Source organism: Flavobacterium anhuiense, assembly GCF_004151235.1.
GTDB lineage: Bacteria > Bacteroidota > Bacteroidia > Flavobacteriales > Flavobacteriaceae > Flavobacterium > Flavobacterium anhuiense_A.
In genome coordinates this window covers 61,521-85,091 of the sequence record NZ_JUIV01000021.1, presented here as the reverse complement: position 1 = coordinate 85,091, position 23,571 = coordinate 61,521, and the positions used below count along the sequence as shown (strand labels likewise).

Below are 23,571 nucleotides of genomic sequence, written 5' to 3'. Positions count from 1 at the left end.
TTCTGAGATTCTGAGATTCTGAGATTCTGAGATTCTGAGATTCTAATAAATTTACTGCGTAAATTTATTATCTGCAAGTCTGCAAATAAAAAAAGCCTCTTCAAAAGAAGAGGCTTTAGTACTCAGAGCGGGACTTGAACCCGCACGAACATTGCTGTTCACTGGATTTTAAGTCCAGCGTGTCTACCAATTTCACCATCCGAGCATTGTATGGTTTTAGAGCGAAAAACGGGGCTCGAACCCGCGACCTCGACCTTGGCAAGGTCGCGCTCTACCAACTGAGCTATTTTCGCATTTTCAAATTTTATTAAGAACTGCAACACTTGATTTGTTTCGTATTGCGAGTGCAAATTTAGGACATTTATTCAATTACACAAGCGTTTTTTCAAAAAAAAATCGACTTATTTTATAACGTTCTGATAACCTAAAGTTTAAAATTGAAAAAATTTTGAATTTTATTTTTTAACCAGCATTCTTTTGATCTCATTCAGTTTCATCAATGCTTCTACTGGTGTAATGGCATTAATATCGAGATTCAGAATCTCTTCTTTTATCTCTTCTAGCAAAGGATCATCCAGATTAAAGAAACTCATCTGCATTTCTTCATTAGCCGATTTTATTCCGTTCAAAGCATCGCTAGAATGATTCTTCTCTAATTTCTTTAAAAGTTTTTGCGCTTTTGAAATTACCAATTGTGGCATTCCAGCCATTTTTGCCACGTGAATTCCAAAACTATGCGCACTTCCTCCTTTCACCAGCTTTCTAACAAAAAGAACAGTGTCTTTTAGCTCTTTTACTGCTACATTGAAATTCTGAATTCTAGGCATCGATTCTGTCATTTCATTCAATTCATGATAATGCGTTGCAAAAAGCGTTTTAGCCCTTCCAGGATGTTCGTGCAAGAATTCCGCAATTGCCCAAGCAATCGAGATTCCATCATAAGTGCTTGTCCCTCTTCCAATCTCATCCAACAACACTAAACTTCTGTCTGAAATATTATTCAAAATAGAAGCCGTTTCGTTCATTTCGACCATAAAAGTAGATTCGCCCATCGAAATATTATCTGAAGCTCCGACTCTGGTAAAAATCTTATCTACAATTCCCATTCTGACACTATCAGCAGGAACAAAACTTCCCATTTGAGCCAGAAGCACAATTAAAGCTGTTTGTCTTAAAATTGCCGACTTACCCGACATGTTAGGCCCCGTAATCATAATAATCTGCTGCGTTTCTCTATCTAAGAAAACATCATTTGCAATATATGGAGTTCCAACAGGCAATTGTTTTTCAATTACAGGATGTCTTCCGTTTTTAATATCTAATTCAAATGTATCATCGATTTCAGGCTGCACATATTGGTTTTCTACAGCCATTTGCGTAAAAGAGCACAAACAATCCAATTGCGCAACCAAATACGCGTTCATTTGAACTGGTTTGATATAAGTTGAAATCCAAGCTACTAATTGCTCAAAAAGTTCACTTTCTATTTTATAGATTTTTTCTTCTGCTCCTAAAATTTTGGTTTCGTATTCTTTTAATTCTTCTGTAATGTAACGTTCTGCATTTACCAAAGTTTGTTTACGAATCCATTCTTCTGGAACTTTATCTTTATGCGTATTTCTAACTTCGATATAATATCCAAAAACATTATTAAAAGAAATTTTCAATGACGAAATTCCAGTTCTTTCAGATTCTCTTTTTTCAATTCCTTCTAAAAATTCTTTTCCTGAAGTCGAAATCGCACGAAGTTCGTCCAGCTCTTCATTTATTCCGCTCGCAATAGCATTTCCTTTTGAAATGGCAACAGGAGCATCTTGATTTAAAGTTGTTTTAATTTTTTCACGAAGCAAATCACAAGCATGCAAACTGTCTCCAATTACTTTTACAGCTTCTTGTGGACTTTCAAGCGCCAATGTTTTGATCGGAATAATAGCATCTAAAGATTCCTTTAGATAAACAATTTCACGAGGAGAAACTTTTCCTGCAGCAATTTTAGAAATCAAACGCTCTAAATCTGAAATCTGTTTAATCTGATATTGGATATTGTGCAGAATTTCAGGATTTGACTTTAAATACGCCACGACTTCATGACGACTCTTTACTTTATTAGCATCTTTTAAAGGCAATGCCAACCAACGCTTTAACAAACGTCCTCCCATTGGAGAAAGCGTTTTATCGATAACATCTAAAAGCGTAACTGCATTTGGATTATAGCTGTGATATAATTCTAAGTTTCTTATCGTAAAACGATCCATCCAAACGTAGGCATCTTCTGCAATACGCTGAATTGCCGTTATATGTTGCACACGATTATGCTGTGTCTCTGACAGATAATACAGAATCGCCCCAGAAGCGATAATTCCTTCTTTTAATTCTTCAACACCAAATCCTTTTAAGGAATTTGTCTGAAAATGCTTTGTCAAGGTTTCTAAGGCATAGTCTTCTTTATAAATCCAATCTTCTAAGAAAAAACTATGAAAATCTTCTCCAAAAGCAGTTTTGAAATCATTTTTATTATTCTTTGGAACCAAAACCTCACTCGGATTGAAGTTCTGCAATAACTTATCAATATATTCTGCATTTCCCTGAGCCGTTAAAAACTCTCCTGTAGAAACATCTAAAAATGAAATTCCGATATTTTTATTAGCAAAATAAACCGATGCTAAGAAATTGTTTGACTTTGACTGTAAAACCTCGTCGTTCAGAGAAACTCCTGGAGTCACAAGCTCCGTTACACCTCTTTTTACAATAGTTTTAGTCATTTTCGGATCTTCCAGCTGATCGCAGATTGCCACGCGAAGTCCAGCCTTTACCAATTTTGGCAAATAAGTATTTACAGAATGATGCGGAAACCCAGCCAATGCTGTTTCGGTATCAGACCCTGCTCCTCTTTTAGTTAAGGTTATCCCTAAAATTTTTGAAGCTCTAATGGCGTCTTCTCCAAAGGTCTCATAAAAATCTCCTACTCTGAAAAGCAGACATGCATCAGGATATTTAGCCTTGATCTCGTTGTACTGTTTCATTAAAGGTGTTTCCTTCACCACTTTCTCTTTAGCTGCCAAATTATTATATTTTTAAATGAAAAATTAAGACAGCGAATTTATGATTTTTTGGTGGCATATCGAAAGCTTCAAAAATTAAAATATTTTAAGATATTTTTAGTTACTGATTTAAGAATTTTACATAGCTTTGTTTATCATTTAAAAAAAGACCCTTAAAGATGAAAAAAATAATTTTATTCGCTATGTTGGCTGTTGCTGGTATCACAGTTACAAATGCACAAACAACTAAAAAAGCTAAAGCAGCTAAAGTTGCTAAAGTAGAAGGAGCAGGAATGCTTTTTGAAACTGAAACTATTGACTACGGAACTATCGCACACAATGCTGATGGAAAACGTGAGTTTGTTTTTGTTAACAACGGAACTAAACCATTAATCATTACAAACACTCAAGGATCTTGCGGATGTACTGTTCCAACTACTCCAAAAGAACCAATCGCGCCAGGAGCTAAAGGTGTTATTGGTGTAAAATATGCTACTGACAGAGTTGGTGCTTTTACAAAAACTGTAACTGTTACTTCTAACGCAGAAGGACAACCAACAAAAATCCTTACTATTAAAGGTACTGTTTTACCAGATCCAGTAAAAAGCTAATCTGAAAAACATTTAAAATAATCAAAAAGCTTCCTTATCTTTGGAAGCTTTTTTTATGCTTGAATTTAAAACAATGAGAAAACTCGAAAACAGCGAACTAGACCGTAAATCAATTGAAGATTTTAAAAAATCGGAGAAAACCCCTTTAATATTAGTTTTAGACGATATTCGAAGTCTGCACAATATTGGTTCTGTTTTTAGAACAGCTGATGCGTTTTTGATTGAAAAGATCATTTTATGCGGTATTACTGCAACTCCTCCAAACAAAGAAATTCATAAAACCGCTCTTGGCGCAACCGAAACTGTTGCTTGGGAACATCATGAGAATGTTTTGGAAGTGATTGAAAATCTAAAAAAAGAAAATGTTTTGACTATGGCTATTGAGCAAGTTGAAAGTGCGATTTTTCTTCAAGATTTCAAAATCGAAAAAGGTCAAAAATATGCTTTGGTTTTTGGCAATGAGGTTTATGGCGTATCACAACAAGCTGTTGCGATCTGTGATGGATGCATTGAAATTCCTCAACTGGGAACAAAACACTCTCTTAATATTTCTGTAAGTGCCGGAATTGTTGTCTGGGATTTATTTCAAAAAATAAACTGGCCTGAATAAAAATTTATTTTTTTATTCTCAATTAATTGATATTTTTAGCAAATGAAGAATATCAAATTAGTAACCATTTCTCTTTTATTTTCTGTTTTAAGTTTTAATTTTTCCAATGCAAACGAAAATATAAAAACTTTTAACAAAAAGAACGCACACTTCTCAAAACCTAGCGTAAATTTAAAAATAAGAAAACAAAAGAAAAGCAATTTCGTAATTGATCCTCCAAAACTTATTGCACAAGGAGATCAACTTTACTGTCCTCAAACATCAATTAATATTGTAACAGATTTTAGAATTGATCACGATGTTGCTGAAAATGGAGCACAGGTGCTTTACATTCAGATTTCCTCTGGATATTCAAATGGCTTTGACCGATTAGAGCTAAAAAATCCGACCTTGCATCCTAATATTGTAACCAGTTGGGACGCTACTTCCGGAAAGCTAAGATTGTCTGGAACAACTACTTCTGACACTCCTTATGATGATTTTGTTTCAGCAGTAAAGGATGTTGTATTTACCAACTCTTCTGCAACAGCTAGTGGCACAAGAACTTTTTCTATTACAATAGGACAAGCTAATTATTTGGCATCTACTGGACATTACTATCTCTTTATACCAAATGTGGGTGTAACTTGGACAAGCGCTCGAGATTTAGCAGCAACTAGTACTTACTATGGTCTTCAAGGTTATTTAGCGACAATTTTATCTGCTGATGAAGCAAAACTAATTGGTGAGCAAGCTTCTGGAACTGGATGGATTGGAGGTAGCGATGCTGAAACTGAAGGTGTCTGGAAATGGGTTACTGGCCCTGAAGCTGGAACTATTTTTTGGAACGGAAATGCAAATGGCTCGACACCAAATTATGCGTTTTGGAATACAGGCGAACCTAACCAACAAGGCGATGAAGATTACGCCCACATCACTCAGCCTGGTGTTGGAATAAGGGGGTCTTGGAATGATTTATCAAATACAGGAGACACCAGTGGTAATTATCAGCCAAAAGGCTATGTGGTGGAATATGGTGGAATGCCAGGAGAGCCCACGTTACAAATTGCTGCAAGCACCAAAATCACTATTCCTGTAGCAACTCCAGCTATTGATCCAACACCGGTTTGCGATTCTGGAAGCTTTACCTTTAATGCAACTGCAACTGCCGGATCAACAATTAGATGGTTTGATGCTGCTGTTGGAGGAAATTTATTGGCAACAGGCCCGACTTATACTACGCCAACAATAAATGCAACTACAACTTATTATGTTGATGCTGGCTGCGAATCTAACCGAAAATCAGTAAAAGCAAATGTATATGCCACTCCTACAATTCCAGTAACAGAAAAAGACACTTATACAAATTGCGGTCCAGGAACTCTAACGATTAAAGCAACTTCAAATGTTGGGATCATAAATTGGTTTACTTCGGCAACTGGAGGAACAAGCGTTTTTCAAGGAACAACCTTTACAACTCCCACAATTTCATCCAATACTACTTATTATGCCGAAGCTTCAAATAACGGATGTAATAATCCGACCAGAACTCCAGTAAATATTGTAATTTATACCCCTCCAGCCGTTACAGACGAAACCTTGACTCTATGCCAGTTTCAATCGATAACATTAGATGCGGGAGTTTCTGGAATGAGTTATTTATGGTCAAATGCTAATGAAACTACTCAGCAAATTACCGTTAGCAAAGGAGGTAAATATACTGTACTTGTAACAAGTCCGGAAGGCTGTTCTAGCACAAAAACAATTACGGTTGAAGAACATATGATTCCTCAAATTGCACGCGTTGATGTTGAAGGAACAAGAGCCATTATTTATCCTGTAAAAGAAGAAGATTACTTTGAGTATTCTGTTGATGGTGTCCACTACCAAGATTCAACAGTTTTTTACGATGTCCCTGGTGGATTGCAAACCGCTTACGCAAGAGCAAAAGGATGCGGCGGAACTATTAAACAATTTGTAGTACTTGTTTTTCCTGCATTTTTTACTCCAAACAATGATTCTTACAATGATGTTTGGGAAGTTACTGGAATGGAAAATTACCCTCAAGCTGTCGTTACAATTTTTGATCGCTACGGAAAACTAATAGCGCAGTTAAGCCGTTTCAAAATGAGCTGGGATGGCACTTTTAACCAAGTTCCGCTTCCTGCATCAGATTATTGGTACGCCTTAAAAGTAGACGATTCAATGCCGGTTTTAAGAGGGCATTTTACATTAAAAAGATAATTATGAATATAGAAACCATTCGAGAAATCTGTCAAAAACTAACGGGTACAACCGAAGATATAAAATGGGAACATGACCTAGTATTTTCTGTAGGCTCAAAAATGTATTGTGTTGTTGGACTTGGCCAAAATCCCACCTCGGCTTCATTTAAAGTTTTGGATGAAGAATTTGAAGAAATGAGCAATAAACCTGGATTTAAACCTGCACCGTATGTTGCCAAATACAAATGGGTTTTAATTGATGACATTACACGAATGAAAAAATCAGAATGGGAAAAATACATTCAGCAATCTTATCGTCTTGTTCAGGAAAAATTATCTGCAAAACTTAGAAAACAACTCGGAATAATATAAATTTTAAGAAGCCGTTTTATTCTTAATTTCATTTAAGATATAAAGATAATCTTCGTGTTTTTTTACAAAATCACGGTCAGAAACATCAATAATTAAAACATTCAAATCGGTTTGGGATTTTATGTATTCCAAATAACCGTTGTTGATTTTTTCTAAATATGCAGCTTCAATATTCTGTTCATAAACCCGTCCGCGTTTTTTGATATTTTGAAGAAGACGATCTGTATTTTGATAGAGATAAATGTACAAATCTGGCTTTGGCATTTCTTTGTAAATGATATCGAATAGATTTCTGTACAAACGATATTCGTCTTCAGCAAGCGTTATTTTTGCAAAAATTAGCGATTTAAAAATATGATAATCGGCGACTATAAAATCCTTAAACAAATCAAATTGCGCCAAATCATCGGCTAACTGCTGATAGCGATCTGCTAAAAAAGACATTTCTAAAGGAAATGCATATCGATTCTGATCTTTGTAAAACTTTGGAAGAAACGGATTATCTGCAAATCTTTCTAAAACCGTTTTTCCATTAAAATCTTCTGCAATTTTATGCACAAGAGTAGTTTTTCCTGCTCCAATATTGCCTTCAAACGCAACATAATTAAATTGGTTTAACGGAATTTCTCCTATCGGACTTTTCAAATCCTGAACAACTGTACACACACTATCGTCTGGAGTAATGGCAATCAATTCTGAAACTGTTTTCTGCAAAATTGGATGTTCCCAATTTAACTTTAAATCTTGCATTGGCAGTAAAACAAAATTTCTGTTCTGCATTAATGGATGCGGAACCTGAAGTTTTTCTGTATCAATTATTTCTGCATCAAAAGCAATTAAATCAACATCAATAATTCTAGATTGATATCCTTCTTGATTCAAACGAATTCTTCCCAATTCTTTTTCGACTTTTAAAATCTGATTGAGTATTTTTTGTGCAGATGAATAGGTATGCAAAAGGAGTGCGCAATTATAAAAAGCATCACTCTCAAAACCCCACGCAGGAGTTTCGTAAAGTTTTGAAACCTGAATGACAGTTCCCACATTTTGATGTATTAAATCAATACAATTCTGAATGTTTTCTAGTCTGCTGCCTTGGTTGCTGCCTATCGATAAAACGACTTGATGCTGTAATTTCATAATTAATGCAAATTAACTAAAACTATTTTAGAATTAACCAATATATTTGTGAAACGACGTCTCAAATCCAATCCTAAATTTAGATGTCTAATTTGTAACATTTTGCCCTTTTTCGCTACTTATTAAAAAAATATACATATGAAGTTTTTAGGAAATGTAATTGCCACAGTAATTGGTATTTTTGTTTTTATTATGCTCTTCTTTTTTGGAGTAATCTTTATCGGAGCCATTTTTGGTGGAGACGACACAGTTTCTGTCAAATCTGATTCGGTTATCGAATTGAACTTAAAAGAAATTAAAAACGATTACGCAGGAAAATACAAAGATCCGTGGGTAACTGTTTTTTCAGACAAAAAAGGCATTGGTCTGACCGATGTTATTAATGCTATCGAAGCGGCAAAAACAGATGATAACATCAAAGGAATTTCGATTTTAAATGACGAATCTTCTCTTGGTCTTGCACAATATAAAGATTTAAGAAACGCCTTAGAGAGCTTTAAAAAATCTGGAAAATTTGTCTGGGCTTATGCCAATACTTATTCTCAAAAAGAATATTATTTAAATTCTGTTGCTAATACGATTTATATAAATCCAGCAGGAGATTTAGATTTTAAAGGTCTTTCTTCTGAAGTTATGTTTTTCAAAGATTTTCAGGATAAATCAGGCATCCACATGGAAGTGATTCGCCACGGAAAATATAAAAGTGCCGTTGAACCTTTCTTAGAAAATAAAATGAGCGATGCCAACAGAGAACAGATTACTGCACTTTTGAACTCTATTTGGGCTACCGTTTCGGCTGATATTTCAAAAAGCAGAAATATTCCACTTCCTAAACTAAACGAAATTGCAAACGGGCTTCTGGCAAGAACTCCAGAAATGGCCAAACAACAGCATTTAGTTGATATTGTTGCTTATGAAGACGTTTACCATGATGCGATTAGAAAAGCCTTAAAGGTAGACAAAGATGAAGATTACAATAAAATCTCGATCACAGATTATACTCAAAATCACGTAACAACAGCTTTAGCTAATACTGCAACAGATCAGATCGCTATTATTTACGCTCAAGGCGAAATTGGAAGCGGCGAAGGAGATGTAAATACTATTGGAGAAGGTTCGATGAGACGTTCTCTACAGGAAGCAAGAAAAAATGACGATGTAAAAGCGATCGTTCTTAGAATTGACAGCCCAGGAGGAAGCGCTCTAACTTCTGATTTAATTTGGAGAGAAATCGAAATTACTAAAAAAGTAAAACCAGTCGTAGTTTCTATGGGGAATTATGCCGCTTCGGGTGGTTATTATATTGCTTGTAACGCTAATAAAATATTTGCAGAAAACAATACCATCACAGGTTCTATTGGAGTTTTCGGAATGTTGCCAAACTTTAGCCCATTGGCTAATAAATTAGGAATCAATTCTGAACAGGTTAAAACGCATGAGAATTCTGCAAACTACAGTCCGTTTTTACCAGTTGATGAAAAATTCAAAGCGTTTACTTTAGAAGGAGTTGAAAAAATTTATAACACATTTGTAAGCCATGTTGCTGAAGGCCGTAAAATGTCTTTTGCACAAGTTGATTCTATTGCTCAAGGTAGAGTTTGGTCTGGAACTGAAGCTTTAAAAATTGGTTTAGTGGATAAAATCGGTGGCTTGAATGATGCGATTGCTGAAGCTGCAAAAATCGCTAAAGTGAAAAAATACAGCACTCAGAATTATCCTGAATACGAAAAAACGCTAAACGATCTGTTGGGTAATCTTCCTTTTGCAAAATCTAAAGAAGCTTTTATAAAAGAAGAAATTGGAGAAGAGAATTATCTTCTTATTGAACAGGTGAAAAAATTCCAAAAACAAAAAGGAATACAAGCCATATTGCCTTACGGAATCAATATTTATTAATTGGATTAAAAGATGAACAAAGTAATTCTTTTTCTAACGGTTTTGTTTTGGAGTTTCTTAAACGCCCAAACCAAAAAAGAAATCACGTTTAAGGAAACGCCAGCGATTTTAAAAATAAATAACGATCAGATTTTTGGTACGCTGACAACTCCAGATTTAACCAAAAAGTTTCCGGTTGCTTTGATCATTGCTGGTTCTGGCCCAACGGACAGAAACGGAAATAATCCGATGATGAAAAACAATTCGTTAAAAATGCTGGCAGAAGCTCTGGCAAAAAACGGAATTGCATCTTTACGTTACGATAAAAGGGCAATTGGAGAAAGTAAAGCAGCAGGAGGATCTGAAAGCAGTTTGGTTTTTGAAAATTACATTCAAGATGCCAAAAGCTGGATTAATTATTTAAAACAAGACAAACGTTTTTCTAAAATAATTATAATCGGTCACAGTGAAGGTTCGTTAATAGGAATGGTTGCCAGTCCAAAAGCGGATAAGTTTGTTTCGATTGCAGGCGCAGGCGAACCTGCAGATCAAATTCTAAAAACACAGATTGGAGCAAAGTCAATGAAACAGCTTAATGACATGACTTTTCCGATTATCGATAGCTTAAAAAACGGATTTGAAGTCAAGAAAGTTGATCCAATGCTGAATTCTCTTTTCAGACCAAGTGTTCAGCCTTATCTGATTTCGTGGTTTAAATACAATCCGCAAACCGAAATACAAAAGCTTACTATTCCTGTTTTAATCGTGCAAGGAAACAATGATATTCAGATTGCGGTAAAAGATGCCGAGAATTTAAAGCAAGCCAACAAAAATGCAGATTTGCAAATTATTGACAAGATGAACCATATTATGAAAATTATTGATGGCAATCAGGAAGACAATATGGCTAGCTACAATAATGAAACACTTCCAATTTCAGAAGTCTTAGTTGAGAAGATTGTCTCTTTTATTGAGAAGTGATAAAATAAACACCCTAAAAAATCCGTTTTGAAAATAGTTCTCAACGGATTTTTTTATTTAACAATTTTAATAAATTTCTTACAAAATTAAGAAAACTTTATCTTCAAACTCTAGTAAAAAAAACTATTTTTGCAGGAGTCGATTTTAAAAATGTAAACCCTCAAATCTATTTATATGCTAAAAAAAGTTTTAAAAATAAGTGCCATAGTCCTTGTGGTATTTGTTGCCGCATTATTTGCCATTCCATTTTTGTTTAAAGACCAGATTAAGGCTAAAATTGTCGAAGCCATCAACGAAAGTGTTGATGCTAAAGTAAGTTTTACAGATGCCGATTTAAGTTTATTCAAAAACTTTCCAAACGCAACGGTTGGAATCGAGAAATTAGTTATCATCAATAAAGCTCCTTTTGAAGGCGATACTTTGGTTTCGCTAGGAGAATTGAATTTAAAAATGAGCATTAAAGAACTTTTCAAAGGAAAAGAAGAGCCTTTAAGCATTCAGGGAATTAGCTCTACAAACGGATTAGTAAATATTATCTTCAATAAAGATGGTGTCGGAAACTTCGATATTGCTCTAAAAGACAAAAAAGAAGATAAGAAAGACGAAGCAAGCAAACCACTTGCATTGAAAATTCAAAACTATAAAATCGAGAATTTTACTTTTAGATATATCGATCAAGGTTCTAAAATTAAAATGGTAATTGACAGTTTAAACCACGAAGGAACTGGAGATTTCACCAATTCAAAATTAGATTTAACTACAAAATCTACAGCAAAAGTTTCATTGGACATGGATAAAATAAATTACATGAAAAATGTGAAACTAACTTTAGACGCTGTTCTTGGAATTGATTTAGAAAAAAGCAAATATACTTTCAAAGAAAACAAAGCTTTAATCAATCAATTGCCATTAGAATTTGACGGATTCATTCAAATGGCTGAGAAAGCTCAGATTTACGACTTAAAGTTTAAAACTCCTACTTCTTCTTTTACCAATTTCTTAGGTTTAATTCCTTCGGCTTACGCTGCTGGTTTAGATGGCGTAAAAACAACTGGAGATTTTACAGTAAACGGTTTTGCAAAAGGAGAACTTACAGATACAACTGTACCTAAATTTAATATTGAAATTGCATCAAACAATGCTTCCTTCCAATATCCAAACCTTCCAAAATCAGTTCAAAATATTGTAATTGATACGAAAATCATCAACGAAACTGGAATTTTGAATGATACTTATGTAAACCTAGATAAGCTATCTTTTAGAATCGATCAAGATGTTTTTAACGCTAAAGCGAATATTAAAAACATCACCGTTAATCCTATTATCGATGCGGCTTTAAAGGGAACAATCAACTTGGCTAATCTTTCAAAAGCGTATCCAATTAAAATGGATAAACCATTAGCAGGTATTTTAAAAGCAGATGTTACCACTAATTTCGATATGGCTTCTGTAGAAAAAAGCCAGTACCAAAATATCAAAAATGCTGGTACAATGAGTTTGTCAGGATTTAAATATACTGATGAAAACAACAAATCAATGAACATCAGCACGGCGATGGTTGAATTCAATCCGAGCAGAATTAATTTAAAACAGTTTGATGCTACAACTGGAAAAAGTGACATCAGCATTAACGGAGTTTTAGAGAATTTCTATGGTTTTATGTTTAAAAAACAAGAACTGAAAGGAAACTTCAATATGAGTTCGAACCAATTGGCTGTTGATGATTTCATGACTGCTGGCGAACCTGCAAAAGAAGAAACCAAAACTCCAGCAAAACCAGCTGATGCAATGAAGATTCCTGCTTTCTTAAACTGTACATTGAACGCAAAAGCAACAACGGTTTTATATGACAATTTGAAACTAAAAGATGTTTCTGGAAGATTGCTTATTAAAGATGAAAAAGCAACTCTTGAAAACTTTAAAACAAACATTTTCGGAGGACAAATTGGTCTTAATGGAGCAGTTTCTACAAAAGAAAAAGTACCTACTTTTGACATGAATTTAGGTTTCAATCAAGTTGATATTGCACAGACTTTTACACAGTTGGATATGATGAAAAAAATTGCGCCAATTGCCGGAATCATTAACGGAAAACTGAATTCGACCATTAAATTAAATGGTAATTTAGATGCCAAAGAATTGACTCCAGATCTTAAATCGATTTCTGGAGATTTATTAGGCCAGTTGTTATCGACTACTGTAAATGCTAAAAACTCAACTGTTTTAAATTCGCTTACTTCAAATGTGAAGTTTCTTGATTTAAACAAATTGAATCTGAATGATTTGAAAATGGCATTGACTTTTGATAATGGAAAAGTAAATGTAAAACCATTTGACATAAAATATCAAGACATAAAAGCGACTATTGGAGGAACTCATGGTTTTGACCAAACGATGAATTATACGATCAAGTTTGATGTACCCGCAAAATATTTAGGAACAGAAGCCAACAACTTAATTGCAAAAATGTCTCCTGCAGATGCTGCAAAACTGGATAATATTCCAATCAACGCTTCTTTAACGGGTAACTTTTCAAATCCTAAAATCAGTACAGACATGAAAGCTGCGGTGAGCAATTTGACTACACAATTGGTAAATCAGCAGAAAGATAAACTGACTCAAAAAGGAACTTCTGCACTTACTGATTTAATCAACAAAAACACTAAAGCAAAAGATACAACTCAGGCTGCTAAAACTGAAAAAGAGCAAAAAACTCAGGAAGTAACCAAAAAAGCAAGTGATTTATTGAATGGATTGTTTAAGAAGAAAAATCCTTAATTGAGCTGCTGAGATGCTAAGGTTCTAAGTTTCTGAGTTTCTCAAAGCTAAAAAAACTTAGCACCTTAGAATCTTAGAATCTTAAAAAAAAATCCTGTTCATTTTGAACAGGATTTTTTGTTTTTATATTGCTTTTGATAAACCATTCAATCTGCCGTTATTCAAAATAGTATTTATCGTTTTTATGTATTTCTTTTTGGTGTAGAGATTTACATCTATCCCAATGCTGCAATTATCGTACGGCTCATATTTTTTCAAATTTGATACGGAAAACAGCCCAATAGTTGGTGTATGTACCGCACTCGACAAGTGCATAATGCCACTGTCTGCACCAATAAACAACTCCGTATTTGCAATAACAGATCCTATTTCGCGAATATCTTTACTATAAAATGATGGTGCCTTAAACCCGATTTGCGATACGTTTTCTACCGGCAGAATTTCAATAATATTATAATCTTTATATTCTGCAGTAAGCTGAGAATAAAATTTTTCCCACCACTCTTCCGAAAGACATTTTGCTCCTGTCGCGTAAGTAAAAATGCAGATTGTTTTTTTATCGTTGTCTGTAATTTCTTTTAGTTTTTTTCTACCTTCTGTAATTTCAGAAGCTGATAATTTGAGATCTATAGGCGCAATTATTTTATTGCTGTTTGTTGGCAACCTAAGTTTTGATAAAAAATTTCGAAAATTATAAACTGGATATTTTGCAATGTGTTCAAAATCATTCTTTTGTTCTGCAGGCTCATCGATGGAATCTCCAAAAAACTTATATTTTGCATTTGAAAATTGAACCGCCAATCGGCCCGAAGAGGAGTTTTGATCTACATTAATTGCGAGATCGTAGTGTGCTTTTTTTAATGAAATCCAAACTTTTGAGTATTCCACTAAACTTTTGAAAGGCTTTTTGGGCAAATGAATTATTTTATCGACGCTATCATATTTTTCAAAAATAATGGGAGCTAATGTACCCTTTACAAATAAATCAATTTTACAATTTGGAAACATTTCAGACACTTCCTGAACGAGTGGCGTAATCAATAAGAGGTTTCCTAACCTTCCGTTTGGTCTGCAAATAAGAACTTTTTTTATTTCGTTCTTATCGACCAAAATAAAATCGTCCTGCATATTTGCCTTCCCAACATTCTTTGTGAGACTCCGCATTATGCTACGTCTGTGCACATTTAATTTATTTAGAACACTCATTTGTGGAATAATTTACGAATTATAAATCTTAATTAATTTTAGAAATAGAGCAACATCAAAGCTACCCTCTTTTATTTTCTAAAAATAAATTCTTCCAATAAGCATTTGTTACAAAATTGTAATCAAATGTATCAATATTTACATTTTTTGTTTTTGGAATTAAGTTAAAATTACAACAAATATTAACTTAACCAACAAATTAATAGATAGTTACGTAAAAAATATCGACATATTCCCAATAAACCTAGACGTCTATAGTAACCACATAACCTTCGGAACCTCGAACATTAAAAACTGTTCCATTTTCAAATAATAAGTACTGGCCTTTAATTCCAGTTAATTTTCCACTGAAAGAAGGTGTCTTATCTAAGTTTAAACTATTCACTTTTGCAGGATAGCTCAAAACTGGATATTGAAGTTCGTACACATCATTTTTTTGAGCATAAAAATAATCTTTAACTTCAGCTGGAATTAAACTTTCTATTTTAGCTTTTTCTGCAATTAGATCAAAAGTTTCAACAGAATTCTGGAGCATTTTTCTCCAATTGGTTTTGTCTGTATAATGATCTTTTAGCGCCACCTCTGTTATTCCAGCCAAATATCGGTTCGGAACCTCAACAATGGCAATGGCTTGAGAAGCACCTTGATCAATCCAACGGGTTGGAACCTGAGACTTACGGGTTACACCAACTTTTATTTCACAAGCCGAAGCTAGATAAACAATGTGAGGCTGTAGCTGTGCTTTTGATTCGTACTCTAAATCTCGGTCTGCAATTCCTAAATGCGCTGTACTCAATTCTGGCCTCATAATCCAATCTCCTACAGCCGGACTCGAATAAAAACATTCGTAACAAAAACCTTGTCGGTATATTTTTTTCTCTTTACCGCAATTCAAGCATTGACAGCCTACAAAATTGATTTCAATTTCTTTGTCTAATAATTGATTCACATTTAAGAAACTATCTTCGAAAACCAAATAATATTGAATTGGACTTCCAAGTTCAGTTTGCATTTTTGTCAGTACGCCTTGATATTGCATTCGTATTTTTATTTATAATTGCTGATTTAGATCCATCAAAAGATTTAAAGTTTTTTGTGTTAAAATTCGACTTTTTAGATAGAATCTTTGCTACAAATCGAATTGTTTTTTACAAAAAAATACTATTTTTGATATGAAGACAAAGTTACTATTTGTCTCTCGATATTCAAATTTTAAGTTTTTTGTTTTACAAAGATTGTGAGATTTAAAACCTAAAATCAGTTAACTAAAAAACAGATTCATGCCTTTATCTATTATCAATTCGTTTGCATCTTGGGTCCTAAAACAAAGGATTCACCAAATAGAGCTTTTTTTAAAATACCCTAATGAAGTTCAGGAAGAATTATTGCACAACTTATTGACGGCATCTGAAAATACAGTTATTGGAAAAAAATATGAATTCTCGTCTATAAATTCCTATCAAACTTTTGCAGAAAGGGTTCCAATTGCAACTTACGAAGAATTGCAGCCGCTTATTGAGCGCACACGTTTGGGCGAACAAAATGTTTTTTGGGAAACACCTATTAAATGGTTTGCCAAATCAAGTGGAACTACAAATGCCAAAAGCAAATTTATTCCAGTAAGTAACGAAGCTCTAGAAGATTGCCATTATAAAGGCAGCAAAGATCTTTTGTGTCTTTATTTGAACAATAATGAAGATTCTGAATTGTTTTTGGGAAAAAGTCTTCGCTTGGGCGGAAGTTCTCAAATTTATGAAAACAACAATACTTTCTTTGGAGATTTATCGGCAATTTTGATTGAAAACATGCCTATTTGGGCAGAGTTCAGCAGTACGCCAAGTAGCAAAACTTCGTTAATGAGCGAATGGGAAACGAAAATTGCAGCTATTATCAACGAAACTAAAAATGAAAATGTAACCAGTTTTGCAGGAGTTCCATCTTGGATGTTGGTTTTAATGAATAAAGTTCTTGAAAATACAGGCAAACAAAGCTTATTAGAGCTTTGGCCAAATCTGGAAGTTTATTTTCACGGAGGCGTAAGTTTTTCTCCATATAGGGAACAATACAAAAAACTATTGCCAAGCAAAGATTTTAGATATTACGAAATATACAATGCCTCTGAAGGCTTCTTTGCGATTCAGGATTTGAATAATTCAAGTGACTTATTATTGATGCTGGATTATGGGATTTTCTACGAATTTATTCCAATGGATACTTTTGGAACCCCAAATCAAAAGGTGGTTCGTCTGGCAGATGTTGAATTGAATAAAAATTATGCTATTGTTATTACTACAAATTCTGGTTTGTGGCGTTATTTAATTGGCGATACAGTTCGTTTTACTTCATTAAATCCGTACAGAATTAGAGTAACGGGAAGAACCAAACATCATATTAATGTTTTTGGCGAGGAATTAATGGTTGAAAATACCGATCAGGCCATTGCAAAAGCGTGTCAGATTACTCAAACAGAAGTTATTGATTATACTGTTGCTCCGATTTTTATGCATGACAAAGAAAAAGGTGCACATGAATGGATGATCGAATTCAAGAAAAATCCTGCTGATGTAGGTCTTTTCCAAAAAGTTCTGGACGAAACCTTGCAAACCCTAAATTCTGACTACGAAGCGAAACGCTACAACAATATGACTTTAAATCCTTTGGTGGTTAATGTTGCCAGAGAGAACCTATTTTATGACTGGCTAAAGGAAAGAGATAAATTGGGCGGTCAGCATAAGATTCCGAGACTTTCGAATCAGAGAGATTATTTGGAACAATTGAAAGAAATGTGCTAAAACAACTTATAAAATGAAAGAAACAAAATTCAGCGAAATGACCACTGAAGAACTGATTAAAAATCAGAAAACACTAAAAACCGTGAATACCGTATTTTGCGTTGTGCTTTTTATGCTATTCATCCTTAATATATTTATCATTTTTATGAAAGGTTTTAGCGCCATGAGTGTTGTTCCAATTGCTTTATTGCCTATTCTTTTCTTGAATTTGAAGAATTTGAAGGAAATAAAGAGAGAGTTGGAATCGAGGGAGTAATTATGAGAAATCTTCTCTATCCATATTATTCTATTAAATTATGGCTTGATTCAATTATTTTTTTAATTAGTTGCATTTCACTGATTCTACTAACTTTATTTAGCAATAACCAACCTTTCGGAATTATCTTAGCTTTTTTCCTGTTTTTTTTAGCAAGGAATAACATAAAAAAACAGTTAAAAATTTATACCGAAACTTAAAAAAGGAATCTGCAATTGAGTTAACCGAAGAATATTTCTTTGATCACATAAACGACATTAAAATCTATTGGCGTAATATTGACAAATTAGGCATAATTTCAATTAGAGGGAATACGTATGTAAACTTTATTTTGAAAGATAAAAATGAATATGCCGCACAGCTTGACGGATTTCTCGCTAAAATTTTATTTAAACTACCAGGTCCTGAGGAAATCTCTACAAAAACAGAACTAAGTTTAGTTAAAGGAAAAAACGAAGATATTTACACTTCCATTTGTAAATTTAGAGAATCTAATAAACTCTATAATTTTTAAAAATATTAATTCCACTAACATGAGGGATAGAGATGGAAATCCTTTTTATTTTTTCTTTAAAAATAAAAAGATTGCAACGGATAATCCTATTCGGCATGCGGGACATGTCCATATAAAAAACCTCAGCTTCTTTATTACAAAGACTGAGGTTTGTTTTTTTTTATTTTGATTGTCGAATTCCGGATGCTATTTCTCCTTTGTCGAAATAACATAAAATAGATAAATTTACTTTGTCAGGCTGAGCGAAGTCGAAGACCTTTTCTATATGAAAGCCCTTCGACTTCGCTCAGGGTGACAGATTGTGAATTACATCATATCGATATATCTATCGTGATATCCTAATAAGTATAAAACACCATCAAGACCTAAACTTGAAATTGAAGTTGAGGCGCTTTCTTTTACTTTTGGTTTGGCATGGAAAGCAATTCCTAGACCAGCTAAGTTTAGCATTGGCAAATCGTTTGCTCCGTCTCCAACTGCGATGGTTTGGTTAATGTGAATCCCTTCTTTTTCGGCGATTGCTTTTAAATATTCTGCTTTTTTCTGACCGTCTACGATATCACCAATATATTTACCGGTTAGTTTGCCATCTTTTATCTCTAATTGATTGGCGTGAACGTAGTCTATTCCTAATTCTTTTTGAAGATATTCTCCAAAATAAGTAAATCCTCCAGAAAGAATTGCAGTTTTATAACCATAGTATTTTAAAGCTTTCATCAAACGATGTGCTCCTTGTGTTATAGGCAAATTGACAGCAACATTTTGCAAAACCTCTTCGCTTAAACCTTCCAGAAGCGCCATACGCTTTTTGAAACTTTCGTTGAAATCAATTTCACCGTTCATAGCCGACTCTGTAATAGCTCGCACTTGATCTCCTACTCCATTTAATTCTGCAAGCTCATCGATTACTTCGGTTTGAATTAAAGTCGAATCCATATCGAAGCAAACCAAACGGCGGTTTCTTCTGTAAATATTATCTTCTTGGAATGAGATGTCAACGTTTAGTGTTCTGGAAATTTCCATAAAACTTGCCGTCATGATGATCTTGTTTACGATTTCGCCTGTAACAGACAATTGAATACAAGAACGCGGATATTCTTCTTTTTCTACAACAGAAGTTCTTCCTGTTAATCGGATAATAGAATCGATATTTAAATTTTGATCTGACAATATTTGAGTCACCGCAGACAATTGTGAAGCCGCCAGTTTTTCGCCCAAAATATTGATGATATAACGCTGTTTTGATTGTGATTTTACCCACGTTTCATAATCTTCAATAGAAATCGGAATAAATTTTACTTTGATTTCCAATTCGTATGCTTTAAACAAAAGATCTTTTAAAACGGGTGCGGATGAAGAACCTGCAGCAATTTCGAACAAAATTCCTAAAGAAAGCGTGTCATGAATATCAGCTTGCCCGATATCTAAAATATTAGCGTCGTATGCTGCCAATACAGCTGTTAATCCTGCTGTAACTCCAATTTTATCGTGTCCAGAAACTTTTAATAAGATTATTTCTTTGTCTTCTGCTGCCATTTTTCTTTCTTGATTATGAAGCGACAAAAATCGGCAATCTCTTGTTGATAAAAAAGAATAATCTTTGTTTTTTTGAAACAAAAAAGCACATTTTCATGTGCTTTTTAAAGTAATTTAACAATTATGTCCCGCTATTAAAATAACGTAACTTTTATGTTATTTCATTCCTTCGTTTTTATCAAAACTCACCATCCAGTTGATGCCGAATTTATCTTTAAACATTCCAAAATAAGATCCCCAGAAAGTGTCATTCATCGGCATTTCTACTTTTCCTCCTGCTGAAAGTCCGTTGAAGATTTTATCTGCTTCTTCTCTGCTTTCTGCATTAACAGAAACCGAAAAATTATCGCCAAAACCGACATCGCCGTATCTTGGATGCGTGTCGCTTCCCATTAAAATACTGCTTCCGATTGGAAGCGATACGTGCATGATTCGATTTTGAGCTTCTTCAGAAAGCACTTCCCCTTCTTCTGCTGGAGCATCTTTAAATTTTCCGATATACGGAAAATCTCCGCCAAAAACTGATTTGTAAAACAGAAATGCTGCTTCGCAAGTTCCGTTAAACATTAAATATGGATTTACTGCTGTTGCCATGATATTTTGTTTTTAATTGTTAATTATCAGTTGTAAATTGTAAATTCTCTTTCTTCTATTCTCTTTTCTCTTTTTTTTTCTCTCTCTTCTAGCTTTACTTCTCTGACAATTCTTTAATCAATTCTACCGCTTTTGGAAAGGCATCCTTGAAATAATCAATATGTTTTTCAATCACATCTACCTCAACATAAAGATCTACAACATCTCCTTTTTGAGTCAGTCTGTATGTTTCCATAGAACCACTCCATTTTTCCGTTTCCTCATTTGGCGGCACTTCTTTAAAATCTTTGATTTCGCCAAGATGCTTAAAAGCCATATATTCGTTTGGAATTTTAGTCTCAATAAGGCTATTCATCCCTGTTCCTCCAGGTCCTAGAAAATAAATTTTATCCCCTTCGTTCCAATTCGATTCAGCGTAACTTCCTTCACAAAAAGCGCTTGTCCACTTTCGGTAAGTTTCATCATCCCATAAGACTTTCCAAATTTTTTCTTTAGAAGCCTTTATCTCAGTATTAAATATTAATTTTTCCATCTTAACCTGGTAATTTACTAAAATCCATAAATAGAATATTCCAACGATGACCATCCAAATCGGCAAAACCACAGCCATACATCCAACCTTGGTTTTCTGCAGGAGGAGCAAAAATGGTTCCGCCAGCTTCTTTGACTTTTTCAGCTAATTCATCAACTTCTTCCCTGCTTTCTGCGTCGATTGAAATCAAGACTTCCGAACTTGAATTCGTATCGGTAATGTTGTTCTTGGAAAAACTTGAAAAAAGCATTTCTTCAAAAAGCATTATCACAAAATGTCCTTCACCTACAACCATGCACGTCGAACTTGGCGTATCATGCTGTTCATTAAACGAAAAACCAATTTTCCAGAAAAAGTCTTTCGCTTTTGCCACATCCTTTACAGGAAGATTCAACCATATTTGTTTTGTCATTTTTTGTTTTTTTTGTTGGGTTAGATATTTATTTCTTCTTTTTTAAAACCATATAAGTAATGCAAGCTAATTTAAGTTTGTAATCTTTGAACCTTTGTCACTTTGAGACTTTAGAGTCTAAAAACTAATTTGCTTCAATGTAACTTTTAAAATTATCCAAAATTGCCTGCCAACCAGCGCGCTGCATCTCTTCTGGATTTTGTGTTTCTGGATCAAAACTTTCAATTATTTCAACACCTTCTGCTGTTTCTGTAAAAGTAATTTCAACCTTTCTTCCGTCTCCCATAACATACGAAAGCGCTTGGTTTGGTTTTACTAAAGTAAATTCGCCTTCAAAGTCAAAACTCATACTTCCGTCTTTTGCAGCCATAGTCGATTTGAATCTTCCTCCTTCTCTCACATCGGCTTCTGCATAAGGCGTGTGCCAATCAGGAGAAGCAAAGCTCCATTTTGTAATATGTTCTGGAGTGTTCCAAAAATTCCAAACTTTGTCAAGAGATGCATTAACGGTCTTTTTAATTGTGATCATTTTTTAAGTTTTTTAATAATTTATTTTCCGTTTGATTTTGTTCTTACTTAATTACATGTTTTCTGGAATCTGACTTTCATCCATAAAGAAAACTTCCCAATGATGTCCGTCTACATCTAGAAAAGTTCTTTGATACATCCAGCCATAATCTTGAGATTGCTGGTAATCTGTTCCTCCAGCCTTAACTGCCTTCTCAATCATTTCATCTACCTGTTCTCGAGTTTCTACAGAAAGTGCCATGAGCGCTTCGCTGGTTGTTGTAGAATCACAAATTTGCTTCTTTGTAAATGTTTGATAAAACTCTTTTACCAAAAGCATCACAAAGATGCTTTCGCTTATAACGATACAAGCTCCTTTGTCATTAGTAAATTTCGGATTAGTTGGAAAGCCGAGTTCGTTAAAAAAAGATATTGCGCGATTTAAATCTTTTACAGCAAGATTTAAGAAGATTTTTGTTTTCATCTTTATAAAATTACGAATTAATTAAAACAAATTTAATTTTTTAAGATTACTTAAAAATGCCAATAAAAGTCATTTTTAGGGGCATTTGAGACAATTTGCTTATTTTTGTAAGATACTGAAATTTCAAAAGGCCAAAAATCATGAGCAAGAAACTAGGATTAATCGTACCTCACGACTATAAATTACTGAGCATTGCTGCAATATTAGAAGTATTCGAAACCACAAATAAACTTACGTCTGGAGATGAGAAACCATTCGAAATTATGATTTTTCAATCTCAAGAGCAGTCCGATCAAGGAAATGTATTTGGATATAAAAGCAATGCCATTGAAACTTCGGATAGTATTCTAGACTTAATTTTAATTCCCGCTTTTACGACAGATAATATGAGCGAAATGATTAAAAAGAATAAAAGTTTTATTCCGTGGCTGCAAAAACAGCACCAGGCAGGAGCTGAATTAGCGAGTTTTTGTACTGGAGCTTTTTTGTTTGCTGCTTCTGGTTTGTTAAATGAAAAATTAGCCACCACACATGTTGATGCCTGCAGTGCTTTTACAAAAGCTTTTCCGATGGTAAAACTAAAACCTGAAGAAACGCTAACTGCAGACGGAAGTTTATACACCAGCGGAGGATCAACTTCAACTTTTCACTTGCTGATTCTTTTGGTTCAGAAGTTCTGCGGAAACGAAATGGCGGTTAAAATCGCCAAAATATTCTCTATCGATTTGAACCGATACAAACAAAGTTATTTCAGTACTTTTAGACCCAATCATTTACATAATGATTCTTTAGTAGCTATGCTACAGCAAAAAATTGAAAGTCAGTACCATTCCATCGAAAAACTGGAAGAAATCACAAAAGATATTCCGACAAGTGCTCGAAACATGACACGCCGTTTCAAACAAGTGACAGGAATTCCGCCAATTGAATATTTACAGAATATTAGAGTCGAAAGTTCGAAGAAATATTTAGAACAAACCCAACTTTCAATCTCTGAGATTATTGAAAAAACAGGTTATAACGATCCAAAAGCTTTTAGAAAAGTGTTTTATAAAATGGTCGGCATGAAACCTATTGAATATCGCGAAAAATTTAGAGTGCAATAATAAAAAAACCTGCTCAAATA

At 34.0% G+C, this 23,571-nt stretch carries 20 protein-coding genes and 2 tRNA genes; 10 read left to right on the top strand and 12 right to left on the bottom strand.

Annotated features, from left to right (window positions below; genetic code table 11):
- Nucleotides 1–119: 119 nt before the first annotated feature.
- From NU08_RS19640 to mutS, 3 genes are all read right to left on the bottom strand, one after another.
- A tRNA-Leu gene (locus tag NU08_RS19640) sits at nucleotides 120–205 on the bottom strand.
- A gap of 15 nt (nucleotides 206–220) precedes the next feature.
- A tRNA-Gly gene (locus NU08_RS19635) sits at nucleotides 221–293 on the bottom strand.
- A gap of 162 nt (nucleotides 294–455) precedes the next feature.
- The gene (gene mutS, locus NU08_RS19630) at nucleotides 456–3,062 is read right to left on the bottom strand and encodes a DNA mismatch repair protein MutS (RefSeq protein WP_165352489.1); all 2,607 of its coding nucleotides are present in this window, start codon (nucleotides 3,060–3,062) and stop codon (nucleotides 456–458) included.
- 158 nt (nucleotides 3,063–3,220) lie between these two features.
- Between mutS and NU08_RS19625 the strand changes: the two genes are divergently transcribed.
- From NU08_RS19625 to NU08_RS19610, 4 genes are all read left to right on the top strand, one after another.
- Complete coding sequence (locus NU08_RS19625; RefSeq protein ID WP_129748767.1) at nucleotides 3,221–3,652, top strand: DUF1573 domain-containing protein; 432 nt, start codon at nucleotides 3,221–3,223, stop codon at nucleotides 3,650–3,652.
- A 73-nt stretch (nucleotides 3,653–3,725) separates the two neighbouring features.
- Nucleotides 3,726–4,262: an RNA methyltransferase gene (locus tag NU08_RS19620; RefSeq protein ID WP_129748766.1), complete on the top strand. Its 537-nt coding sequence runs from the start codon at nucleotides 3,726–3,728 to the stop codon at nucleotides 4,260–4,262.
- A gap of 42 nt (nucleotides 4,263–4,304) precedes the next feature.
- A complete protein-coding gene (locus tag NU08_RS19615; RefSeq protein ID WP_129748765.1) occupies nucleotides 4,305–6,485 on the top strand; it encodes a T9SS type B sorting domain-containing protein in 2,181 nt (726 codons plus the stop codon).
- Nucleotides 6,486–6,487: 2 nt separating this feature from the next.
- Nucleotides 6,488–6,838, top strand: a complete 351-nt coding sequence (locus NU08_RS19610; RefSeq protein WP_129748764.1) for an MmcQ/YjbR family DNA-binding protein — start codon at nucleotides 6,488–6,490, stop codon at nucleotides 6,836–6,838.
- Nucleotides 6,839–6,841: 3 nt separating this feature from the next.
- Here the strand turns inward: NU08_RS19610 and folK are convergent, their stop codons facing one another.
- The gene (gene folK / locus NU08_RS19605) at nucleotides 6,842–7,978 is read right to left on the bottom strand and encodes a 2-amino-4-hydroxy-6-hydroxymethyldihydropteridine diphosphokinase (RefSeq protein WP_129748763.1); all 1,137 of its coding nucleotides are present in this window, start codon (nucleotides 7,976–7,978) and stop codon (nucleotides 6,842–6,844) included.
- Nucleotides 7,979–8,116: 138 nt separating this feature from the next.
- Here folK and sppA point away from each other — a divergent pair, with 138 nt between their 5' ends.
- From sppA to NU08_RS19590, 3 genes are all read left to right on the top strand, one after another.
- The gene (sppA, locus tag NU08_RS19600; RefSeq protein ID WP_129748762.1) at nucleotides 8,117–9,874 is read left to right on the top strand and encodes a signal peptide peptidase SppA; all 1,758 of its coding nucleotides are present in this window, start codon (nucleotides 8,117–8,119) and stop codon (nucleotides 9,872–9,874) included.
- A gap of 12 nt (nucleotides 9,875–9,886) precedes the next feature.
- The gene (locus NU08_RS19595) at nucleotides 9,887–10,834 is read left to right on the top strand and encodes an alpha/beta hydrolase family protein (protein ID WP_129748761.1); all 948 of its coding nucleotides are present in this window, start codon (nucleotides 9,887–9,889) and stop codon (nucleotides 10,832–10,834) included.
- Between the two features lie 174 nt (nucleotides 10,835–11,008).
- Nucleotides 11,009–13,612 carry an AsmA-like C-terminal region-containing protein gene (locus NU08_RS19590; RefSeq protein WP_129748760.1) on the top strand — a complete coding sequence of 868 codons (2,604 nt, stop codon included), beginning with the start codon at nucleotides 11,009–11,011 and terminating at the stop codon, nucleotides 13,610–13,612.
- Between the two features lie 123 nt (nucleotides 13,613–13,735).
- Here NU08_RS19590 and NU08_RS19585 read toward each other — a convergent pair whose 3' ends face one another.
- Both NU08_RS19585 and NU08_RS19580 read right to left on the bottom strand, forming a co-directional pair.
- Nucleotides 13,736–14,818 carry a glycosyltransferase family 9 protein gene (locus tag NU08_RS19585; RefSeq protein ID WP_129748759.1) on the bottom strand — a complete coding sequence of 361 codons (1,083 nt, stop codon included), beginning with the start codon at nucleotides 14,816–14,818 and terminating at the stop codon, nucleotides 13,736–13,738.
- Nucleotides 14,819–15,062: 244 nt separating this feature from the next.
- On the bottom strand, nucleotides 15,063–15,857 hold the full coding sequence (locus NU08_RS19580; protein WP_129748758.1) for a DUF2797 domain-containing protein: 795 nt from the start codon (nucleotides 15,855–15,857) through the stop codon (nucleotides 15,063–15,065).
- Nucleotides 15,858–16,098: 241 nt separating this feature from the next.
- On the opposite strand from NU08_RS19580, the gene NU08_RS19575 reads away from it, so the two are divergent.
- The gene (locus NU08_RS19575) at nucleotides 16,099–17,610 is read left to right on the top strand and encodes a GH3 auxin-responsive promoter family protein (RefSeq protein WP_129748757.1); all 1,512 of its coding nucleotides are present in this window, start codon (nucleotides 16,099–16,101) and stop codon (nucleotides 17,608–17,610) included.
- A 13-nt stretch (nucleotides 17,611–17,623) separates the two neighbouring features.
- Entirely contained in the window at nucleotides 17,624–17,866 is a 243-nt protein-coding gene (locus NU08_RS19570) for a redox-active disulfide protein 2 (RefSeq protein ID WP_129748756.1), read from the top strand.
- Nucleotides 17,867–18,686: 820 nt separating this feature from the next.
- Here NU08_RS19570 and serB read toward each other — a convergent pair.
- From serB to NU08_RS19535, 6 genes are all read right to left on the bottom strand, one after another.
- Nucleotides 18,687–19,916: a phosphoserine phosphatase SerB gene (serB, locus tag NU08_RS19560; RefSeq protein ID WP_129748754.1), complete on the bottom strand. Its 1,230-nt coding sequence runs from the start codon at nucleotides 19,914–19,916 to the stop codon at nucleotides 18,687–18,689.
- A 156-nt stretch (nucleotides 19,917–20,072) separates the two neighbouring features.
- On the bottom strand, nucleotides 20,073–20,510 hold the full coding sequence (locus NU08_RS19555; protein ID WP_129748753.1) for a VOC family protein: 438 nt from the start codon (nucleotides 20,508–20,510) through the stop codon (nucleotides 20,073–20,075).
- A 94-nt stretch (nucleotides 20,511–20,604) separates the two neighbouring features.
- The gene (locus tag NU08_RS19550; RefSeq protein ID WP_129748752.1) at nucleotides 20,605–21,042 is read right to left on the bottom strand and encodes an SRPBCC domain-containing protein; all 438 of its coding nucleotides are present in this window, start codon (nucleotides 21,040–21,042) and stop codon (nucleotides 20,605–20,607) included.
- 1 nt (nucleotide 21,043) lies between these two features.
- Nucleotides 21,044–21,454 carry a VOC family protein gene (locus NU08_RS19545; protein ID WP_066032758.1) on the bottom strand — a complete coding sequence of 137 codons (411 nt, stop codon included), beginning with the start codon at nucleotides 21,452–21,454 and terminating at the stop codon, nucleotides 21,044–21,046.
- A gap of 124 nt (nucleotides 21,455–21,578) precedes the next feature.
- Nucleotides 21,579–21,983, bottom strand: coding sequence for an SRPBCC family protein (locus NU08_RS19540; RefSeq protein WP_008467303.1), 405 nt, complete (start codon nucleotides 21,981–21,983; stop codon nucleotides 21,579–21,581).
- A 51-nt stretch (nucleotides 21,984–22,034) separates the two neighbouring features.
- A complete protein-coding gene (locus NU08_RS19535) occupies nucleotides 22,035–22,445 on the bottom strand; it encodes a VOC family protein (RefSeq protein ID WP_129748751.1) in 411 nt (136 codons plus the stop codon).
- A gap of 140 nt (nucleotides 22,446–22,585) precedes the next feature.
- Between NU08_RS19535 and NU08_RS19530 the strand changes: the two genes are divergently transcribed.
- Nucleotides 22,586–23,551, top strand: a complete 966-nt coding sequence (locus NU08_RS19530) for a GlxA family transcriptional regulator (protein WP_129748750.1) — start codon at nucleotides 22,586–22,588, stop codon at nucleotides 23,549–23,551.
- Nucleotides 23,552–23,571 lie beyond the last annotated feature (20 nt).